Genomic DNA, 17,083 nt, shown 5'->3' with positions numbered 1-17,083 from the left:
AATGCAACTGAAACCCCATAAACGACTCAATTACCAGAGAGGCATGAGGGCGCTATCACTGATTCAGAACACATTGTGAAACCCTTGTCATCCCCAAAGGCTGCTGCATAAAATCTTGAGTATGCCGCTTGAAGTTCGATAGAGAGTTAATATCCCGAGCAATATTGAGCATGGTGCTAGAGCATCAAATTTGATGCAAATAAGGTGCTTTCTTGAGTTTACTCATCCTCAGTGAAAAGCGCTAAGGCTTATATGATACATATGAACTACTATGGATGTAGTTTGCTCTCTTGAGGGTGAGCCATCAGCCTGAATGATTCACATGCTTGTTTATGAAGGGTTCATCTCTATTGCTCCCTCGTAAGGAGGCCAGATTGCTGTTGTCAGAGGAGCGGGGGCGATCGCCTCTCCATCCCCTTGACCCTAGCTTGATTAGCAAGTGGTGCGCTGATCTGGGTTTTGAACTTGGATTACAGGAGTTTGACGAGGTGCAGATGGCTCAGCTGAGGGCCATAAATCAACACTACGCCCGTGGCGGTAGCAGGCAAGAGCTTTTAGAAAAGATGAGGAATCCCAAATGGTACCAATCACCGAACTGATGAAATATGGCAGTCGCCGCAAGATTGAGGCGATCGCAGCTGAACTTGGCTATCCTAAAGCCAACGAATACCCCGAAGCAGTCCTAGAAGAGGTGCAGCATCGGGCTGCTTCACAAAAGCAGTCTGTCAGCGAGAAGGCCCACACTGCTGCCGATTCAGAGACTGCAGCAGGTGCAGAGGAGGATCTACGCTACGTCCAGCAGGCGGCAGAAAACAGAGCTGCAGGGTTATTGATTTCGTTAGATGCCCTAACCATGATGCATTGTGCCTCTCGTCAGTTCACGGATCCCAAGCTACAGCAGGCTGTCAATGACTCCCAAACCCAGCTCAAGCAAATGCTAGCGGGTGTCGCCGTCTACTATGACCCCGACCATTTTTTATCCCCCACCCCGCTAGCCCAGATCACGGCTGGGGGGAATGGTTCGATACAATCTCCGAAATCGCTCAATGGCAAGCCAAGCGACTCCAAGCTGAACGTCGTCGAAGTCGTCTGCTAACGGTATTGATTGCTGCGATCGCAATCGGTATCACCCTCATCCTCACTAGACCTCCAGGGAGTCCCCACAAATCGGAACCCCCAATCGGAACTCAACAAAATGCCGATTAAACGCCACAAACGCCGACTCGCCAATGGTGAGGAGCGCGTCTATCTCTATGCCGTTTCTAAGGATGGCTCCCAGCGAAGATCCCTATCCAGCGTCCCTGCCAGTTCCGTTTCCCTTCCCCTCTATAGAAAGGCAGAAAAGAATCGGATTGTTGCCGCCCTTCAGGCTAACTCCAGCTTGCTAGTTGTGGGTGAGGCTGGCATCGGCAAAAGCATTCTGGGGGAAGCCGTGGCCGAAGAGCTGCAGGAATTAGGATTCATGGTTGCGATCGCACATCCCCTAACCGCCAAACAATCCTATCTGGATATAGCCCAGCAGTTAGGTGTAGAGACAGAAACCATAGAAGGCAAATCTCTGACATCAACCCAGTTATCGACTGGGATCGCAGAATGGCTGAAAGACAATACCGCTTTTGTGATTTGTGATGATGCTCATCGGTATACGGTTCAGTTTCGCACCTGGCTTGCTCAACTTCATGAGCAAGGTCAATCTCTATTACTGCTAGCGACGTTCCCACCAGCCCGAGATATCTTTTTACGACTTCCTCGAATTGAATTGAAGCCATTACCCGATAAACCGATTCGTCAGATTATGCGGTCCACGGCTCAGAATCTAGGTATTGACATGATGCCATCGCAATTGTCCAAATTGCAGCAGCGTTGTGGTGGTAATCCCATGCTGGCTCAACGAGTTGTTCGTGAGGAATATCTGGGCCTGGATGCGACCAACCCGGACCATACCCAATGGATTGATGGCACTCCGTTTCTCATCGCTGGACTGATGGTGTTGGTGATTACTCGCTTTATTGGCCTGGGGCTTAACAGCACTAGCCTCTATTTGATTGGTGGCATTCTCACGGTGGCCGTGGGGGTAATTCGTCTACTGGTCTATGCCATGCCTCGCAAGTCAGGAAAGTTAGGCCGATGATGATTGTCACCCATACGGCTTTGAGTATTGCGGGAACTGCTTTGACAATGGGGACAGCAGATCCAGTTGTGCTGGGAGCGGCTGCCCTAGCAGCCCAGCTCCCAGATATGGATACGAGCAAATCGCTACCTGGTCGAATTCTGTTTCCGATTAGCCGAAGGTTAGAAAAGCGCTTTCCTCATCGGTCGGTGACCCATAGCTTTATCGCGACTGGTTTGATTGCTTTTGTGGCTTTACCTCTGATGTTTTGGAAGCAAGTGGCTTGGCAAGCATTTGTCTTAGGCTATTTCTTTGGTTGGTTTGGGGATGTGTTTACGAAGTCTGGGGTCTGTGCATTTTATCCCAGCTCTGCTCGGTTGGTAATTCCTGGCAATCCTCGTATGAGGTTGTCTACTGGCAGTGGTGCAGAAGTTTTTGTATTTGCTGCGTTGTTTGCCGTTGCGATCGCAACCATAAACATCAACAGCAATGGTGGCGTCCTTACTGCCTTCAATAAGGTGCTGGGTGTTCCCAGTGGGGCCGTAGAAATTGTGGGTGAAGAGGGAAGTAAATATCTGATGATTGCCCATATTCGTGGTCGGAATGCCATTACCCAACAACGCATTGATGCCAGCTTTGAGGTGATTAAGCCCCTGACTCAGAATGATTTGCTGGTCAAAGATAAACAGGGAATTGTTTATCGGGTAGGCGTTAGCCAGGAATCACAAATTCTGGCCAGTCAAATTCAGGTGCAGCGAAGTTCGCCCATTTCGGTACAGCTGCAGTCAATATTCCTCGATAGTGATGATGTCTATGCTACGGTGGCCAATTTACCGCCAGAACGCACCTATATTACTGGGACGCTGACGGTAGAAGATTCCGAGGATTTGCAGTTGCGAACCACCCCTCAGCAGTTCAGCACGATTACGTTACAGCCTGCTCAAGGATATGCGATCGCACATCTCGTATCAGCCAGTCCACAGGAAGTTGCTCGACAACTCGGCTCCTACTTTGCCACCGGATCACTCATTGTGAGGACCATTAATGTTCGCTCGTGAGAAACCTCTACCGCAGCCAGTTCTTAGTCCTGATGTTCAACAAAACATTGATCTCATAGATGAAGATGGAATTCTGTTGGGTAGCGCCTATTGGAATCCTGAGAGTCTACCCAATGGCCATATCGTGGCGATTGGTGCGAGTGGGTCGGGCAAGACGCAGACCCTGAAAGCGATCGCCTATGCTCTCCACCAGACCTATCCTCAAATCCAAGTCATCTTGATCGACTTTCATGGTGATCAAGATATCAAGGGAGAGATCTGTTATCCCCTCCATATGAACAGTGATTGGGGCATCAATCTGCTGGTGTTGAATTTGGATCCAGAGGGTGGGGGTCCCAACTTGCAGTCAATCCAGGTGGCAGCGTTACTCAAAAAAACCTTACGGCTAGGTCCCAATCAGGAGGGGCTAGCATTGGAGGTTTTGGGAGAGTGTTATCACCGTCGAGGCATTCTCCAGTCTGATACCTCAACCTGGACACGAGAACCACCCAACTTTACGGATGTGCAAAAGGTGATTGAAGACCGAATTGAGGATGGCTGTAAGGATAGTCAGAAGTTGCAGCTTAAGTTGGCAGCGACCTTTACCTATGGCATTTTTAATCGGGCTCAACCGGATTTGAGCGAGAAGCTGATCCGGGTTGACTTGTCGAAGTTGCCCCCTGAGTTAGCGGCAATCGCTGCTGAATCCCTGGCCCGTCAACTGATGAACAATCATCGGCTACGAGGAGAGATTGAGGGTAAGCTACCTCACACCTATTTGTTCATAGATGAAGCCAAAGAGATGCCCAAGGTAGCTGGTTCGGCTTGCGATCGGATCATCGCTGATGGTCGCAAGTATGGTTTGGCATTAGTCCTAGCGTCTCAGTCGGAACGTCATCTCAGCCTGGATGTGATTGGCAACTCTGCCACCAAGATTGTCTTACCTGTTGACCAAACAGAGGCTAAGAAAGTAGCCCGTAAGTTTCGGTTTGCAGAACAGAAGGTAGCTCAGTTAAAGCCTCTAACAGCATTATGTCGTTTTGGCACGCAAGCTCAACAGGCAACGATCACCCCTGACTACCAGCGAATTCAGGAGGGGAGTTGAGGTGATTAACAGCGTTAGAGCCGTCATCAGAAACAATGTTCCGGCTTGGCTGAATGTGGAGGTGAATCGCTATTTTTTTCAGAATTTGCAAGAGGCATCGGCTCCGTCTACACCCTCTGAGCCGCATGGTCCCCATTGGCGACGGATTGCTCAAGTCTATGAAGCATTGGATCAGGCGGAGACGGGGGCCACATATTCTTCTTTGATTCAGCATGTGCGACAGGTGACGGGAACAGGATGTTCAAGAAAGTTGATTGCCAAATGGAAGCGAGAACGGGGATTGCGATAGCATTGCTGCTGGTGGGATGTGCCCAGCCTCAGGTCGAGAATAAGACAGCTGAGCCGATTGTGGCTGTATCTCCAACGGTCGCACCTCGGCCAGCTCGTCAACAACGGAATACGCCCCGGCGATTGAAGTTGCGACTGACGTTGGACCGACCGGAGGATTTGAAGGTGAAGGTTGGGGATTCGGTGGTGAAGGGACAGGTGATTAGCCATCGCCCTTCAGTTCGAGCCAAGCTTATTCAAGAACGAGAGATATTGCAACAGCAACTCAAACAGTTATCAGTCCAGACAATCACTCCCAGCGATGCGGTTGAGAAAGCGGAGGTGGAACAGGCAAGATTGCAAGTGGAGCGGGCCAGGGTTGCGATCTCAAATTTCCATGCTGATTCTCCCTGGACTGAATACGCCCGTCGGGTATTGGTGCTGCCGGATCATTCTCAGCTTAGATCTTTGGAAAGTGAGTATCAATCGGCAAAGGGAGAGTTTGCGATCGCTGTTACTAGGTTGCAGGAAGCCCAGCAACTACGGGCTGTGAAGCCCGATATCTTAGCAAAACGGGCAGAGCTTTTGGGAAAAATCCGAGAGACTGAGAGACAACTAAGTTTATTGGGAGTGGTGCGTTCTCCCTATGATGGTGCCGTCCAGTCATTCAGGTGGCTAGGGCAAGTCAATCAAGAGATTCAAGCAGAGCTGACTTTGAATGTTGAGTCTAAATCTAGTGAGCTACCTAGCAATAGACAAGTAAACTAGCAACTTAACAGTAAGCTTGGAGCTAACCATTAAGCTACTTCTCTCAAAGAAATAGAGATATCTTTATATAGATTGAATAGCCTGGTCAAACTTGGCAGCAACTTTCTCAAAACCAGGGTTGTCTAAATGTAGCTCATCACGCCAATCTTGATCTACGATAACTTGCCGAAGATCAATATGAATGAACGAATTTTCTCTCTCAGTTTCAATACTACTTAGTGTTTCATTAAATGCATCAACAAAATCATTCACTATTGCTCTCTGTTGCCCTAGGTCAGTGTATCCTCTTGCCTCAAGAGCAGGTTTTAACCAAGGTCCAATACGTGGAAAGCGGAGTGCTCCTCTGCCTGAGGGGATAGTATATCCATACCCGGCCATAATTGTTGGTATGCCTAGAGTTTTTATTCCATCAACCATTTGAATGATGAGTCCCTTAATGTAAACCAAGAATGCCTGTAAGTTCTCCTCTTGAATGGGAGGAACACCGTCAGCTTTTTGATTCATCAGCAAGAAAAATTGGCTATCGCGTTCAGGATCGCCATCAAATAAGTCGTTGCCACCACCAGAAAACAGAAAGGCAATTGCCTCATGATCTCTGCATAATGTAACGGTATTCCTAATATTCTCTGGTGTACACATTTTTGCTAATGTGTCACCACTTTGGCTTGTACGTCGGACGGCATAGTTGAAGGGATTCATCAGCTTATCCAGAACATCACTGCCTAAAAATGAAAAGTCAAACCATGAGTCACCTTCGCCGAAAATACGTGGTCTTACATTGCTGATAGCCGCACTTAATTCTTCTTCGCGCCATTGGCTTTTAGGTTTTAGATCGGAATAACGACGTAAAAGCTGATACTCCGAGAGACTGAAATCATCTTCGGTGAATTGATAGTCAGAGAATAGATGGTTTGCCATTTTTTGACCTCACGATCAAGTAGTTTATTTGCCTATTGATGCAGATACACTTTGCAAAAAATAAAATACATCTTTCTAGATAAAAATAGGAGTCGATAATGAAATTGTGTTCCTGTCTTCATTAGTGATTTCGAGCTTATGACGTCGTTTCCAGAAAGTAGAGCTAGGCCAGCGATTCTCTATTTGATAGTAGTCAAATCGCATTTTTAGATATTGATTAAACTCTCTTGTTCTATCTACTTCATATTGAATTATGAAGTTTCGATCTCCCCTGAAAGATTGAGCAATAGCTTGGCCAGCCATCATCCCACTTTTGATTCCCTTGGTGATACCCATTGAGGATAATGGGTCAAAACTCATTGCTGCATCACCTACCGCTAGCCAACCCTCACCTGTTATTTGATTTAAACAGTGGCTTCGTGCCGATTTAATCAGTATCTTCTCCGCAGAATGGTAGCGACTGAGGAGGTCTCGGAAATATATTGTTGATTGCAGTCGTTCATGCCAGGTTCTCTGATGACCGTTTTTCCCAGGGCAAAGAAGATCGCTATCTGTTAAGTGTAGGCAGACTCCTCGATTATTTTTGAGCTGAGCAAAGTACCACCAACCAAATTCGCAGGATTCTAGCAGTAGCGTATCCTCACTTGGTAGGTTGGCTTCATTTCGTGTTTGTAAATAGCAGACCATCCCAATCAGTTGATCTTGAATGTGAGCAGTTTGCCCCTGACGCTTGGCAAGAACTAACTGTCGCCCGCTAGCATCGACAATAAATTTTGCTCTTATATTCTGAGTACCTTCGGGAGTTTCTAAGACAATCCGCCATTTTTCTTCTTCTCTCTGAGCACGTCTAAATTTGCTCTGTAGGAGGATATGAGCGCCTTTCTGTTGCGCTAAATCTGCGAGAGTGATGTCAAATGCAGGGCGACTCAGATTAATGCCGCAACCGTAGGGATGGAAAACATAGTCACTGTGAGCAATTTCAGCCTCCCCCCATACTGACCGTACACCATAGCAGAGTTGATGCTGAGCAATAAACTGCTGTGTCCACAGTCCAAGCTGTTGCAGACAACCGACCCCTTCAGGTGTCAAATGTTCACCCACTCGTGGTTGATCATAATTGCTACGCTCAATAACAACGACAGGAATCTGTTCGTTGGCAAGGGCAATTGCAGTAGCAAGGCCCGCTGGACCGCCTCCCACAACTGCAACCTCTGCTGTGTCTGGTAGAGAGGAGGAATTATGGAATCGATTGACGTTCGGTTTCAATGTATTCATCTCCATCATTGACAATGAAGCCAAGATCGGACCAGTGGCGAACCATTCCTGCAAAACTAGAGACTCCCCTTGAATAGTCCTCGAAGTTATCACCAACTTTGACAGAAACAGGTCGCTGGGCTGGCCACCACAAAGCTCCACAGGCCACGAAATCTGCTTGCCAAGGTATTGCCATGCGTTCGGTGAGATATCCTGGTGGCTTACTTTGATCAATTCGGAAAGGTGAGCTATAAGTCTCTGCAAGTGTCATCAAATAAGTGGTCTCAATGCCAGGAAAAAAGGGACCACCAATACAGCTTTCTAGGGCGGCTCGGTTCAGGGCATCAGGTTGTTTATCAACAGGAATAGTCTCAAAAGGAACAAGAGATGCTTCAGAACCGGACCAGTCTGAGTCAAAATCACCATCTTTCCATTGGGTTATGACTCGATGTTGATGCTCGGAAAGCGAGGTAAAAACAAATTGGTTTGTAGGACCGTTAGGATTGATACCTGAATAGAGTCTAGGCATATTCTGAGGAAAAGAGGGAATTCGCTCTGGCTGTGGAGCTGGTGTATCAGGTGTTGCTAATCGATTAAAAACAGCCTCTCGAAAGCTGCGAGCAGAATCAGAGTTGTCACTTAGCTGGGTTAGTTTATCTGTGGCTAAGAAGTCGCCTCTACTACCTGTTCCATGTCCTCGGCGTGCATCTTCACTAACCCATTGTAAAAACACTGTGCGTTTGAGGATGGGATAAATATCTTGAGTAAATGAGGGGCGACTGAGTTGCAAAGCTGGATCAAAGAAATTAGCGTTAACACTGATAGCTTGGTCATACCAAGTCATCATGTTATGGATGTCTGGAGCATAGCTTGGTGATGCCACAACGACCCAGGCAGGAGTTGCTGTGAAAGTTTCTCCGCTGATATTAACCGTAGCTGTCACCGGACCATCAGATACATCGTCGAACCAGCCATCGTTATTGGCAAAGTTAGTTAATGACTCGTTCAAAGGAGAACGAGACAGCCCGTGACCACCCAAAACAATTAAACGCCCAACTTCATCTGTCTTTAAATCGCCAAGCTTCACAGTAGTGGTTGCTTCTGTTTGGTTATCTCTAATAAAACTGATGTCTCCACTTAGAGGACCAAAACTTTGATTGACGCCAGAGATTTCTTGTTTACGAGCATCAATTGTTAGCCCGTGACGGTCATAGCCTGAATTGCGATCGCTCGTTTGTAGTGGAGGAAAGTTTGGCCCTGCAGCTTTGCGATTGACGAGATGAACGCTCCAGATGATCACGGTGTTATTATCTGCTGTCACCTCACGAAGTAGGGTCTCTTGACCGAACTCGTCCATTTCATACTCATAGATGCGAAACCGAGCACCTTGGCGTTTAATTTTACCTGTTGAATCTCGATAAGGTGCAGGAGGAACAACTCTAGGGGCTTCAGGGCCTATGAAATAGTCATTCTCGCTATTCCCCAAACGGGCGATACCAATTCCAGGAAATACTTTATAGATTTTTACCATTACTTTATCTCTCCTTGGCTTGAGGCGATCACCAACCAATATTGATAAGCATTTGGAGCCTAGAAAAATACTCATTACTTTCTAAGCGCTAATGCCTCTACAGCGACTAAGGCTGATATGTCAAATGACACTTAAGCTTGAAACATTGGATGCAGCAATTGCAAAATCTTGTCGAGGTACAGAACCATCTGATGCACCTGGTGATTGACGAATTACAGAAATGCCTCGCACCCGGACGATATATGTTGCAGCATCAGGCGTAGAAATAATCACTTGCTGCACATTATTACTAGCCTCTGGGAAAGGGGTTATATCTCCATTTAGTACTGTGCCAGTGGGTTCTAAAACTTGGAGGTAGAGCTGATTTTGCAAATCTCCTGTGCCAGGTAGGCTGGGTGCATCAGTCCAGACCAGTGTTATCTTAACGGGCTGAGATGCATCAACTGGTTGAAGGCTATAGGTTCGAATTTCTCCAGTTTCTACTGCTTGATCGGGCTCATCAACGAATAGCGTTTTTTGAAGGCTTCCTGGTATAAGGGATTGAGTCAAATTGACTCGGCCAAAACCGCTAACAGAGTTTGGTCCACTTGGAATTTCGCCAGGGAACTGGCCAGACATAGGTTTAGCACCATTAATTAGAAATGCTTTCAGCAGTGCACCAGAGGGTTTGACACCATCTTCACTATGGCTGCGTTCTTCTACTAAATGCTGGCGAATTATTGCTGCAGCTCCTGCAACTAGTGGTGTGCTCATGCTTGTACCACCGCTCCAGCAGTAAAGGTTATGCAGTGGTTCAGTTGGTTCAAGATCGCCCCAAAGGGGACCACCTGGATTAGAGATAGTAGGACCAGGTACTAGAGAGGAACGGGCTGATAGTACATTAGTCCCTGGTGCTACTACATCAGGCTTGATCCGTCCATCATCAGTTGGTCCACGAGACGAGAAAGCAGCCATGCCATCTACATTATCCGAGACGTGACCTGCCATAGTTATACTCGAAGAGTTACGTAAGTCCTGCCACCTAGCATTAATGCCAGGGGAAGGTGTGGAAGAACTCGGACGTCTATTTTCGCTGGCACCAACGGTAAGGCAGTTTTTCCCAGTTGCTGGTGTTCCAATTGAGTCTTGGTCAACTATCCCATCACCATTTCTATCTACCCCAGCATTTCCTGCAGAGAAGAGAATCAGAATGTCACGATGATTCCACATAAAGTTATCTACTTGCTGAGAACTTGCATTATAAACTCCAGCATTATTTGCGCCCCAAGAGTTAGTGTGAATCCGGGCACCTGCAGTGTAGGCAACCTCAAATAAGTTGTTGAGATCTTCAGGCAGTCCCTGAAGAGTAGCTGAATTTGGCGGCCAAGGTCTGAACGGTACAGCAAGGCCCTCAGCACTAAGCTGTGCTTCTGACTTCCAGTCAACTACTTGCTCTACGGACTGAAAATAGAGTTGGGCCTCCGGTGCTATACCTCGAGGTATAGCTGTAGACCCCGGAACTCCCTCTGCAGCAGCACCATTACCTAGTACCGATCCAGCAACATGAGTTCCATGCCCAGAGTTTCTGTCAGAAGGCCCATCGTCATTGCCAGGAGACGTATTGTAGAAACGAGCCAGAAACGGGTCGTCTGAAAGAGGCCAGCTAGCAATGTCAACAATCCGACCTTGAAAATCGGCGTGAACAGTAGCAGAATTGCCTGTATCCAGACCAGAATCAGCTACGGCCACAATTTGGTTTGCACCTCGCAATACCTGATTACCAAAATCATGATTACTAGGTACACCCATAATTTCAGAAGCTTTGTCATTAGATAATTGAGGAAAGCTGAAAGGCAGAATTGCTTCAACACCCTGATCTTTAGCGACCTGTGCAATAACACGAGGTGGCACAGAAGCTGTCACAGTTGTAGCAGTTTGCCGGAAAACAATTCCACCAGAGGATCTGATCTGATCTGCGATTACTGAAGCATTCTCACCTGGGAAAAGTTCAACTTCGACAGTCTTTTGGTCTTCAGAAGTATCCTCTTCCAGTTCTAAATTTGTAAGAGATGGGACATTCAAGTGGCTATCAACCCCAGTTCTAAGCTGGGGTGATACTTTCATGGTTGGTCGATATGGTGTAATTGATTCCACCCAAGGCTGCTCTTGCAGCTGTGAAATTAGATCAGGTGCCATCCCAATCAAGAGTGTAAAATTAGACAAACTACAGTGAACATTGCCGTTTTGTTCCTCTATAGCAGAGAGCCACTCTCCCTTAACTGGGCCAACGAATTCCAGTAAATAATGCCCTTGACGGTTGGCATTAAACGTTATTGGCTCAATGTTATTAGCTTCAACTGCTAAAGATGTAGTGAAAGAAGTACCTGTAACCTTAACAGTGGGTGCTTCAAGAGGAGTAATATCTAAATTTGATTGCTCTAAAGCAGCTTGTTGTTGATCATCACATGCGACTAGAAAGCTAGTTGGATATTTTGCGAGTTGTACACAACCAATGCCATTGAGCAGTTGTCCATCTTCGTCAGTCTGAATCGTGACTAAATACTTGGCAGACATTATAATTTCTCCATTCTAAATATTCGTATTCATATATTCAAAGGATGGCGCAACATGCTTGCCTCCATCTGGTGTGCTGACTTGCAAGTCCATCATGTTTCTTGCCTGAGTAGATAGTGAAAACATTCCACTAATTGTGGAATCTAGTGTCTGTGGTTGACCGCCAAATGCTAATTCCAAGTCATTGAGTAACTTTGAATAAGTCTTGTTAAATGAATCGACCGCATTTCGGGCATCGCTGCCTTCCTTATATTGACTAGCCTTAGAATTGATAACAAGATCAAAAATTTCATCTGGATCAATTTCAATTTCATCACCAGTATATGAATAGCCATTTTCTGACCCAGGATTCATCACTAATTCATGGCCTTGCACAATTTGTTCAAATTGATAATAGTGAGCTAGTCCGCCATCTGTATCATCTTGAGGACTAGATGTACTTCCTTCACCTTGCTTGATAATAATTTGTAAGGCTTGAACTGCTGTTTCAACATTATGAATAGGGAAAAGCAGGCTATCACTAAAGAAAGCACTTGTTGCTTGCTTTTCTGGATCACCAGTAAATATTGCGTCACCTAGTTCTTGAATTTTCATTATGATAGCGGCATAAAATTCTCCAATAGTTGCAAATCCTGTCTCACCTTCTGCACTAATATCTAATGTACCTTCTGAAAATTGGTTAAGACGTGAGGGGAATTCAATAGGATTCTCAGGCTCTTCTATTTTCAGAAAGGTTCTTTCAACAAGCTCTTTTGAAAGGGGTTCTAGATTAACAATTACGCCTTCACCTATATCAAAAGGTAGATTGTCAGGGTATTTAGGAATAAATTCAGGATAGTTTAATTTAGGATCGCCATTAACAGAATTTAGGACATTGGCCACAATGGTCAGATGCAGCATTTCTTCAATAACTACATGGCGTAGAATACTAGCAGCTTTATTATTAGGCGACATACTGGGATTTTTAATCGAATACCATGCTGTTAAGTATGGAGGAACTGTAGCATGTTCTAGTTGAATAGCATATTGTAAAAGTTCATGTAAGTCTTCCCCTGATGTTGCAAGTAAAGCATTTGACACTAAATATCTAGGAATTCTCAGCATGATAAAGCTTCCCGAATTTGAGTACAAAATTTTATGATTAACTTATAGAGAATTCAGCTCAAAAATGTTTGGCAACTTAGATGATTGCCTTGTTCTAATCATTTGTGATATCAAAATTCACACCAATTAATTATCTGATTTCCGGCGGTTAGCCCGCCGTTTCTTATTTCTAAGTTTTGTCCTAAGAAAGTCTTTAGCTTGAAGCTTGGTTGCACATTGTTTGGGTAGATCTCATAAGCTAATGACTGTTCCAAAAGAACCCCGATCGCAACCTTTTCTCCCATAATCAAACTATCGATATAGTCTGTGTAGTAATGCACTCCAGCCATATCCCGACCAATAGAAATATTGGCAGCTAGCTTATTTAACTCATCACCAACTGTGAGCGGTACATTATTCAGTGAATCTGCTTGATCATCAAGTGAATTTCCCTGAGATACATAGGCAACAGGAGTAAATCCACCTTCGTCGTACATTGCACGACTTATGATTTTGACCGTTCCTACGCCGTTGGAATCAACATCATTAGGATCACGGCCTAACACCGCATCCGTGTCAAAGAATGCCTTTAGCATCGTCACGCAAGCTCCAGCAACAGTCGCATGACCCGCACCATAGGCTGGATGCATCGGTGAACCTTCAGGAAAAGCCATTGGTAGCAAAACAGTTTGAGTACCTGAGTTATCCCGTGCATCCTCACGGATATAGGGTCGCACCTCATTTTTGGCTTGAACATTCTGTAGGCCATTATGCTCAGCTATTTGAGCCAGTAGATTAATCCCATCCTGTGGTGCATTCAGAGCATCATACATGCGCTGTAAGTCGCTAATGCTCGATACCTCAGGCACACCACTGCGAATTGCCTCCATCCATCCAGCCAGCGCCTCTGGTCGGAGGCGACAGTGAATATTGAACTTCTGGTATCGCACCGCTTTTAGTGCTCGGGTTGCGACCTCCGTGACTAAATTCAGAACGTGAGGACCACCAAACAAGGCAAAGCCATCAACATTACCTGGTTTCCCGCCTCGTGCATTTCTCGCGGGTTCAGAAAATAGATTATTGAGTTGTTGTATGCCTGGATCGACTGGAGCGTTGAAACCCAGCAAAATCAGGCAGGCATTGAGATAGGCCTCGTATAAAGCATCAAAGTGGACATAGGTTGCTAAATCGCGAGGAGTGGTAATAAATCGAGTGCTGGATTCAAATTGATCAGTACCATTGACTCTGGCTGCATCCTGAACATCCAGAAAGACATCCCAGGTGGTCATGTGATCTAGATTTGCGATCGCAGACTTCAGCTTCTGATCAATTTTCAATGCCCCATAACCGATCAAGCCATTCTCAACGTTGGCAGAATCATTTTCATGTCCAGGGGTACCAATGAGTAAAAACTGTGATAGATATGGACCGATAATGTCACCAGCAGTCGCACCCCGAAAAATCGTTTGCGGGTCTAACGCAGTATTTGTCGTGTTTCTGAGACGTTGCTTGTTTTTGGTGGGTGTTCCGACTTGCAACCCTGGAAGAGCATTGAGATGTTTGATGGCATCCAACAGAATTGGGGCGCTTCCCCCAGCCTGAAATTCAGAAAAAGAGGTATCGCGCAGCAGTGCCAACCAGTAGACTTCCGCCATCTCAAGAGTCAACTCATCAGAACCTAGCGGTGGAGCTGGTGGCATCGTCACGCTATGGCTATCCGGGCCATGCATCTCAAACGTCAGCCCAGAAGCCGGACTTTCCCAACCGCGAATAGAGATGTCAGCATTGACAGCACGCCAGTCGCGACCAGGTGTCTTGCCAACTTGCAGTTGAGCATCGCTGAAAAAATCACCTGTATGCGTGGCAACCCGAAATCGTTTGAACTGCTCAGCCTCTTGAATTAACCCCGTCTCGTCATGGGGAAGTCCTTTCGTAAATGATCCTACAAAGGATTGTTGTTGGAACTTCACTTCATCTCCATTGTTCTCATGCTCAACAGGACAGTTCGTTAATTGAGTAGATTTTGCTCTTAAGAAGCGGATACGGAGTTTTCGTAAATACTGAAGTCCAAAGAAGTTCCCTGAAAAAGTATGGCGAGAAAGATTAGATTTCTCAATTTTTTCTCTTTCCACAAAGAAAGGAATTAAGTTTCCAATACTCACGAATTACTCCTCATTATTTATTCTCAACAAGAAACGACTGAGTAGAACATTACTCAGATTCTTTTCATCAAGCCATACCAGTGCTTAAGCAACTGAAAGATAAAAGAGATGCTGTGCCAGATCTCTTTAACAGAAAGCACTCAGAGCCATATGCTTAGAAGCTTTAAGGGACTCTAAGCACTGACTTATCGTATTTATTACTTCATATCTCTTGTTGCTACAGACGCATACAGAAATCAGTCTTGAGCAACATGCATTCCTGGAGGTTTATGAAGCTGGTAGTAATCCTCTTGAATCTAGCTAAATAGCTTAATTGAGATGCAGATATATCCTCATGATTCCTAACTATATAATCGGGATTGTAGCCATCATCACAAAAGACAAAAAAATTCACATATTCCGCTACATCTTCGCTTTAGGAAGTTGAAAGAAATATTTTTTATGTACTCGGATTCGCCACATCCTCCCGCCACCCTCGGCACACCCCTCGCGATCCGCCCCCTGCCGCCCGCCGTCGTCCTCCCCCCGCTCTCTCAGGGGGCTGCTCCAATCGGTGCCTTGCATTAGACTGATCTTTTCCGTGCTACGCACCGAGAAGAAGCACCGAGCCAGCGGAACTCAAATCTTTATCTCCCTCCAAGTTGATTCCCTCCGCCTCCGTGCCCCTCATAGAAGCGGCATCATGGGTCTGATTGATTCTTTCGTTACCCCCTCGCCAGTCTGCCCCTCGGGGGCCTGCTCCAGCAGTGCGCTTCGCGCAGCTACCAACAACAGCGCCGATAAAGGTACCACACAGCGGCTTTCTTGCAACCCTTCCGGTACTCCTGCTCTCCGCTTCGCTAGGTAGCTAATTTGCGATGGTCTTCGACCGGCCTTCGGCCATCGCAAACCAGTATCAGGCTCCGCTGCGTTTAGTCCGTGTCCTCGCAAGCGGTTGGGGGCTGATATCGATGTGCACTGCACTTTTCCCTTGGGGGGCACCCCATCCCCCCGACCCAACCGGGGTGGCAACGCCGGGCAACATGTGGTTTCCAAGGAGCGTTGTTGCTGGTTATTCGCCATGCTTCTTCAGTTGGTGGTGTTCAGCCGCTTCCGTTTCACTGCAGCCGCTTCACCGATGTTGCCTGAGATAGGGGCACCGCTGTCACTTCGTTCCACCCGTGCTTTGGTGGGAAGCACAACCTATCGAAGAACTACACTGGTGCTCATTCGCTAAGTTCAGAGGGGAAGCGAGAGAGAAGAGAGAAGGTAAGGGTTTACGGGATTTGGGTTGTGTATCACTGACTTCACACCTACAGAATCGTCAATTGTTCACTCTGTAACCATAAAGGGATATCGATCTCTACCAGTGGATGCAGTTTTACTGGGATTCCCAGACCAACCGCCAGGGCAATCGTTCCCCAAGTGCCTGAGCCAGCAGCTCTCGTGGACCAACTTCGACTGGGTCGTAACTTGTGTGGAGCTGTTTTATTGGGCCAGGCGTGGAGTGAACCGTGCAATACAGCAAGGGCTTTGATCATGCGAGTGCTGCGTTCTGCCCCTTGAGCACGATAGGGTAGCTCAGATTGCTTCTCATAGATCTGTAAATTCAGATGATGGGTTTGAGCGATGGATCGGGCTAGTTCATCTAAGCCAGAAGCATCACCCACCAGCCAGTTTGGATAAATCCTCAATCCCTGTAAGTCAGCCACAGCCTTTGCTCGCTGCTGAGAGGTCAGTTGGCGGGGGCCAGTGACGGCAATGGTTTGCATGTGTCTTGACCTCCCGCTGTTGTAACTAGATGCTAAATTTTTGCTTGGCCGCAATAAACAGACTACTGGCAGCACATCTAACGGATTCCTCTTCCGTTGCCATGCCCCCCAGCTGGTTGGCCGCTTGTCCCCAGCAATAACGATAGAGCTTACTCATCTCTTGGACATAGGTGGCAATAGCTTGCTTGGTGTCCTGTTCTAATAGATCAGGCTCATCGCTATCGGTTTCAGCGTTGCTTACAAGCAAGATATTGTGTTTGGGTTTGCCATTGCGATCCGTACCCGCTGGCACCAGCTTTACCTGGTCTCCTCTCATTAGATGGCTAACTTCATCCCCTGAGAGATTCTTCCAAATCTTGGCAGCATCCGACCCATCCGGTTGGGAGAGATCCATAAACAGGGTGGGATAGTAATACGTTCCCACCTCATAGCTGGATTCTCTCGGTTTACCAATAGCCTCAACCCGACAGAGCAACGGGGTTACAACTTTTGCCATTGTTCATATTTCTCCAATCTTGTGTTAGTGATGGCTGGCAAAGGGGAG

General features: G+C 46.6%; 15 protein-coding genes. 6 read left to right on the top strand and 9 right to left on the bottom strand.

Going from position 1 to position 17,083, the window contains the following annotated elements; genetic code table 11:
• Positions 1–577 precede the first annotated feature (577 nt).
• The 6 genes from Q0991_RS23160 to Q0991_RS23135 all read left to right on the top strand — a co-directional run bounded on the left by Q0991_RS23160 (position 578) and on the right by Q0991_RS23135 (position 5,287).
• Positions 578–1,096 (top strand): hypothetical protein, encoded by a 519-nt coding sequence (locus tag Q0991_RS23160; protein ID WP_299493077.1) that lies wholly within the window; start codon positions 578–580, stop codon positions 1,094–1,096.
• Between the two features lie 99 nt (positions 1,097–1,195).
• On the top strand, positions 1,196–2,131 hold the full coding sequence (locus tag Q0991_RS23155; protein WP_299493074.1) for an ATP-binding protein: 936 nt from the start codon (positions 1,196–1,198) through the stop codon (positions 2,129–2,131).
• Entirely contained in the window at positions 2,128–3,168 is a 1,041-nt protein-coding gene (locus Q0991_RS23150) for a metal-dependent hydrolase (RefSeq protein ID WP_299493072.1), read from the top strand. Before Q0991_RS23155 ends, Q0991_RS23150 begins: the two co-directional genes overlap by 4 nt.
• Positions 3,155–4,252: an ATP-binding protein gene (locus tag Q0991_RS23145; protein WP_299493070.1), complete on the top strand. Its 1,098-nt coding sequence runs from the start codon at positions 3,155–3,157 to the stop codon at positions 4,250–4,252. The genes Q0991_RS23150 and Q0991_RS23145 overlap by 14 nt, the downstream gene beginning before the upstream one ends.
• A 1-nt stretch (position 4,253) precedes the next feature.
• Complete coding sequence (locus Q0991_RS23140) at positions 4,254–4,541, top strand: hypothetical protein (protein ID WP_299493068.1); 288 nt, start codon at positions 4,254–4,256, stop codon at positions 4,539–4,541.
• Positions 4,490–5,287, top strand: coding sequence for an efflux RND transporter periplasmic adaptor subunit (locus Q0991_RS23135; protein ID WP_299493066.1), 798 nt, complete (start codon positions 4,490–4,492; stop codon positions 5,285–5,287). Before Q0991_RS23140 ends, Q0991_RS23135 begins: the two co-directional genes overlap by 52 nt.
• Before the next feature lie 63 nt (positions 5,288–5,350).
• On the opposite strand, the gene Q0991_RS23130 is transcribed toward Q0991_RS23135, so the two are convergent.
• The 9 genes from Q0991_RS23130 to Q0991_RS23090 all read right to left on the bottom strand — a co-directional run bounded on the left by Q0991_RS23130 (position 5,351) and on the right by Q0991_RS23090 (position 17,035).
• Positions 5,351–6,205: a hypothetical protein gene (locus tag Q0991_RS23130; RefSeq protein ID WP_299493064.1), complete on the bottom strand. Its 855-nt coding sequence runs from the start codon at positions 6,203–6,205 to the stop codon at positions 5,351–5,353.
• A 75-nt stretch (positions 6,206–6,280) separates the two neighbouring features.
• On the bottom strand, positions 6,281–7,471 hold the full coding sequence (locus Q0991_RS23125) for an FAD-dependent monooxygenase (RefSeq protein ID WP_299493062.1): 1,191 nt from the start codon (positions 7,469–7,471) through the stop codon (positions 6,281–6,283).
• A complete protein-coding gene (locus tag Q0991_RS23120; protein ID WP_299493059.1) occupies positions 7,443–8,990 on the bottom strand; it encodes a LodA/GoxA family CTQ-dependent oxidase in 1,548 nt (515 codons plus the stop codon). The genes Q0991_RS23125 and Q0991_RS23120 overlap by 29 nt, the downstream gene beginning before the upstream one ends.
• Before the next feature lie 120 nt (positions 8,991–9,110).
• Positions 9,111–11,543, bottom strand: coding sequence for a S8 family serine peptidase (locus Q0991_RS23115; protein WP_299493057.1), 2,433 nt, complete (start codon positions 11,541–11,543; stop codon positions 9,111–9,113).
• A 15-nt stretch (positions 11,544–11,558) separates the two neighbouring features.
• Entirely contained in the window at positions 11,559–12,647 is a 1,089-nt protein-coding gene (locus tag Q0991_RS23110; RefSeq protein ID WP_299493055.1) for a ferritin-like protein, read from the bottom strand.
• Positions 12,648–12,757: 110 nt separating this feature from the next.
• Entirely contained in the window at positions 12,758–14,788 is a 2,031-nt protein-coding gene (locus Q0991_RS23105; protein ID WP_299493053.1) for a vanadium-dependent haloperoxidase, read from the bottom strand.
• Positions 14,789–15,454: 666 nt separating this feature from the next.
• Positions 15,455–15,850, bottom strand: coding sequence for a hypothetical protein (locus tag Q0991_RS23100; RefSeq protein ID WP_299493051.1), 396 nt, complete (start codon positions 15,848–15,850; stop codon positions 15,455–15,457).
• 230 nt (positions 15,851–16,080) lie between these two features.
• On the bottom strand, positions 16,081–16,539 hold the full coding sequence (locus tag Q0991_RS23095) for a hypothetical protein (protein WP_299493049.1): 459 nt from the start codon (positions 16,537–16,539) through the stop codon (positions 16,081–16,083).
• A 25-nt stretch (positions 16,540–16,564) separates the two neighbouring features.
• Positions 16,565–17,035, bottom strand: a complete 471-nt coding sequence (locus tag Q0991_RS23090) for a hypothetical protein (protein WP_299493047.1) — start codon at positions 17,033–17,035, stop codon at positions 16,565–16,567.
• Positions 17,036–17,083: the final 48 nt, after the last annotated feature.

Source organism: Acaryochloris sp. IP29b_bin.137, from assembly GCF_028285745.1.
Classification (GTDB): domain Bacteria; phylum Cyanobacteriota; class Cyanobacteriia; order Thermosynechococcales; family Thermosynechococcaceae; genus Acaryochloris.
This window is presented reverse-complemented; position numbering and strand designations above follow the sequence as displayed.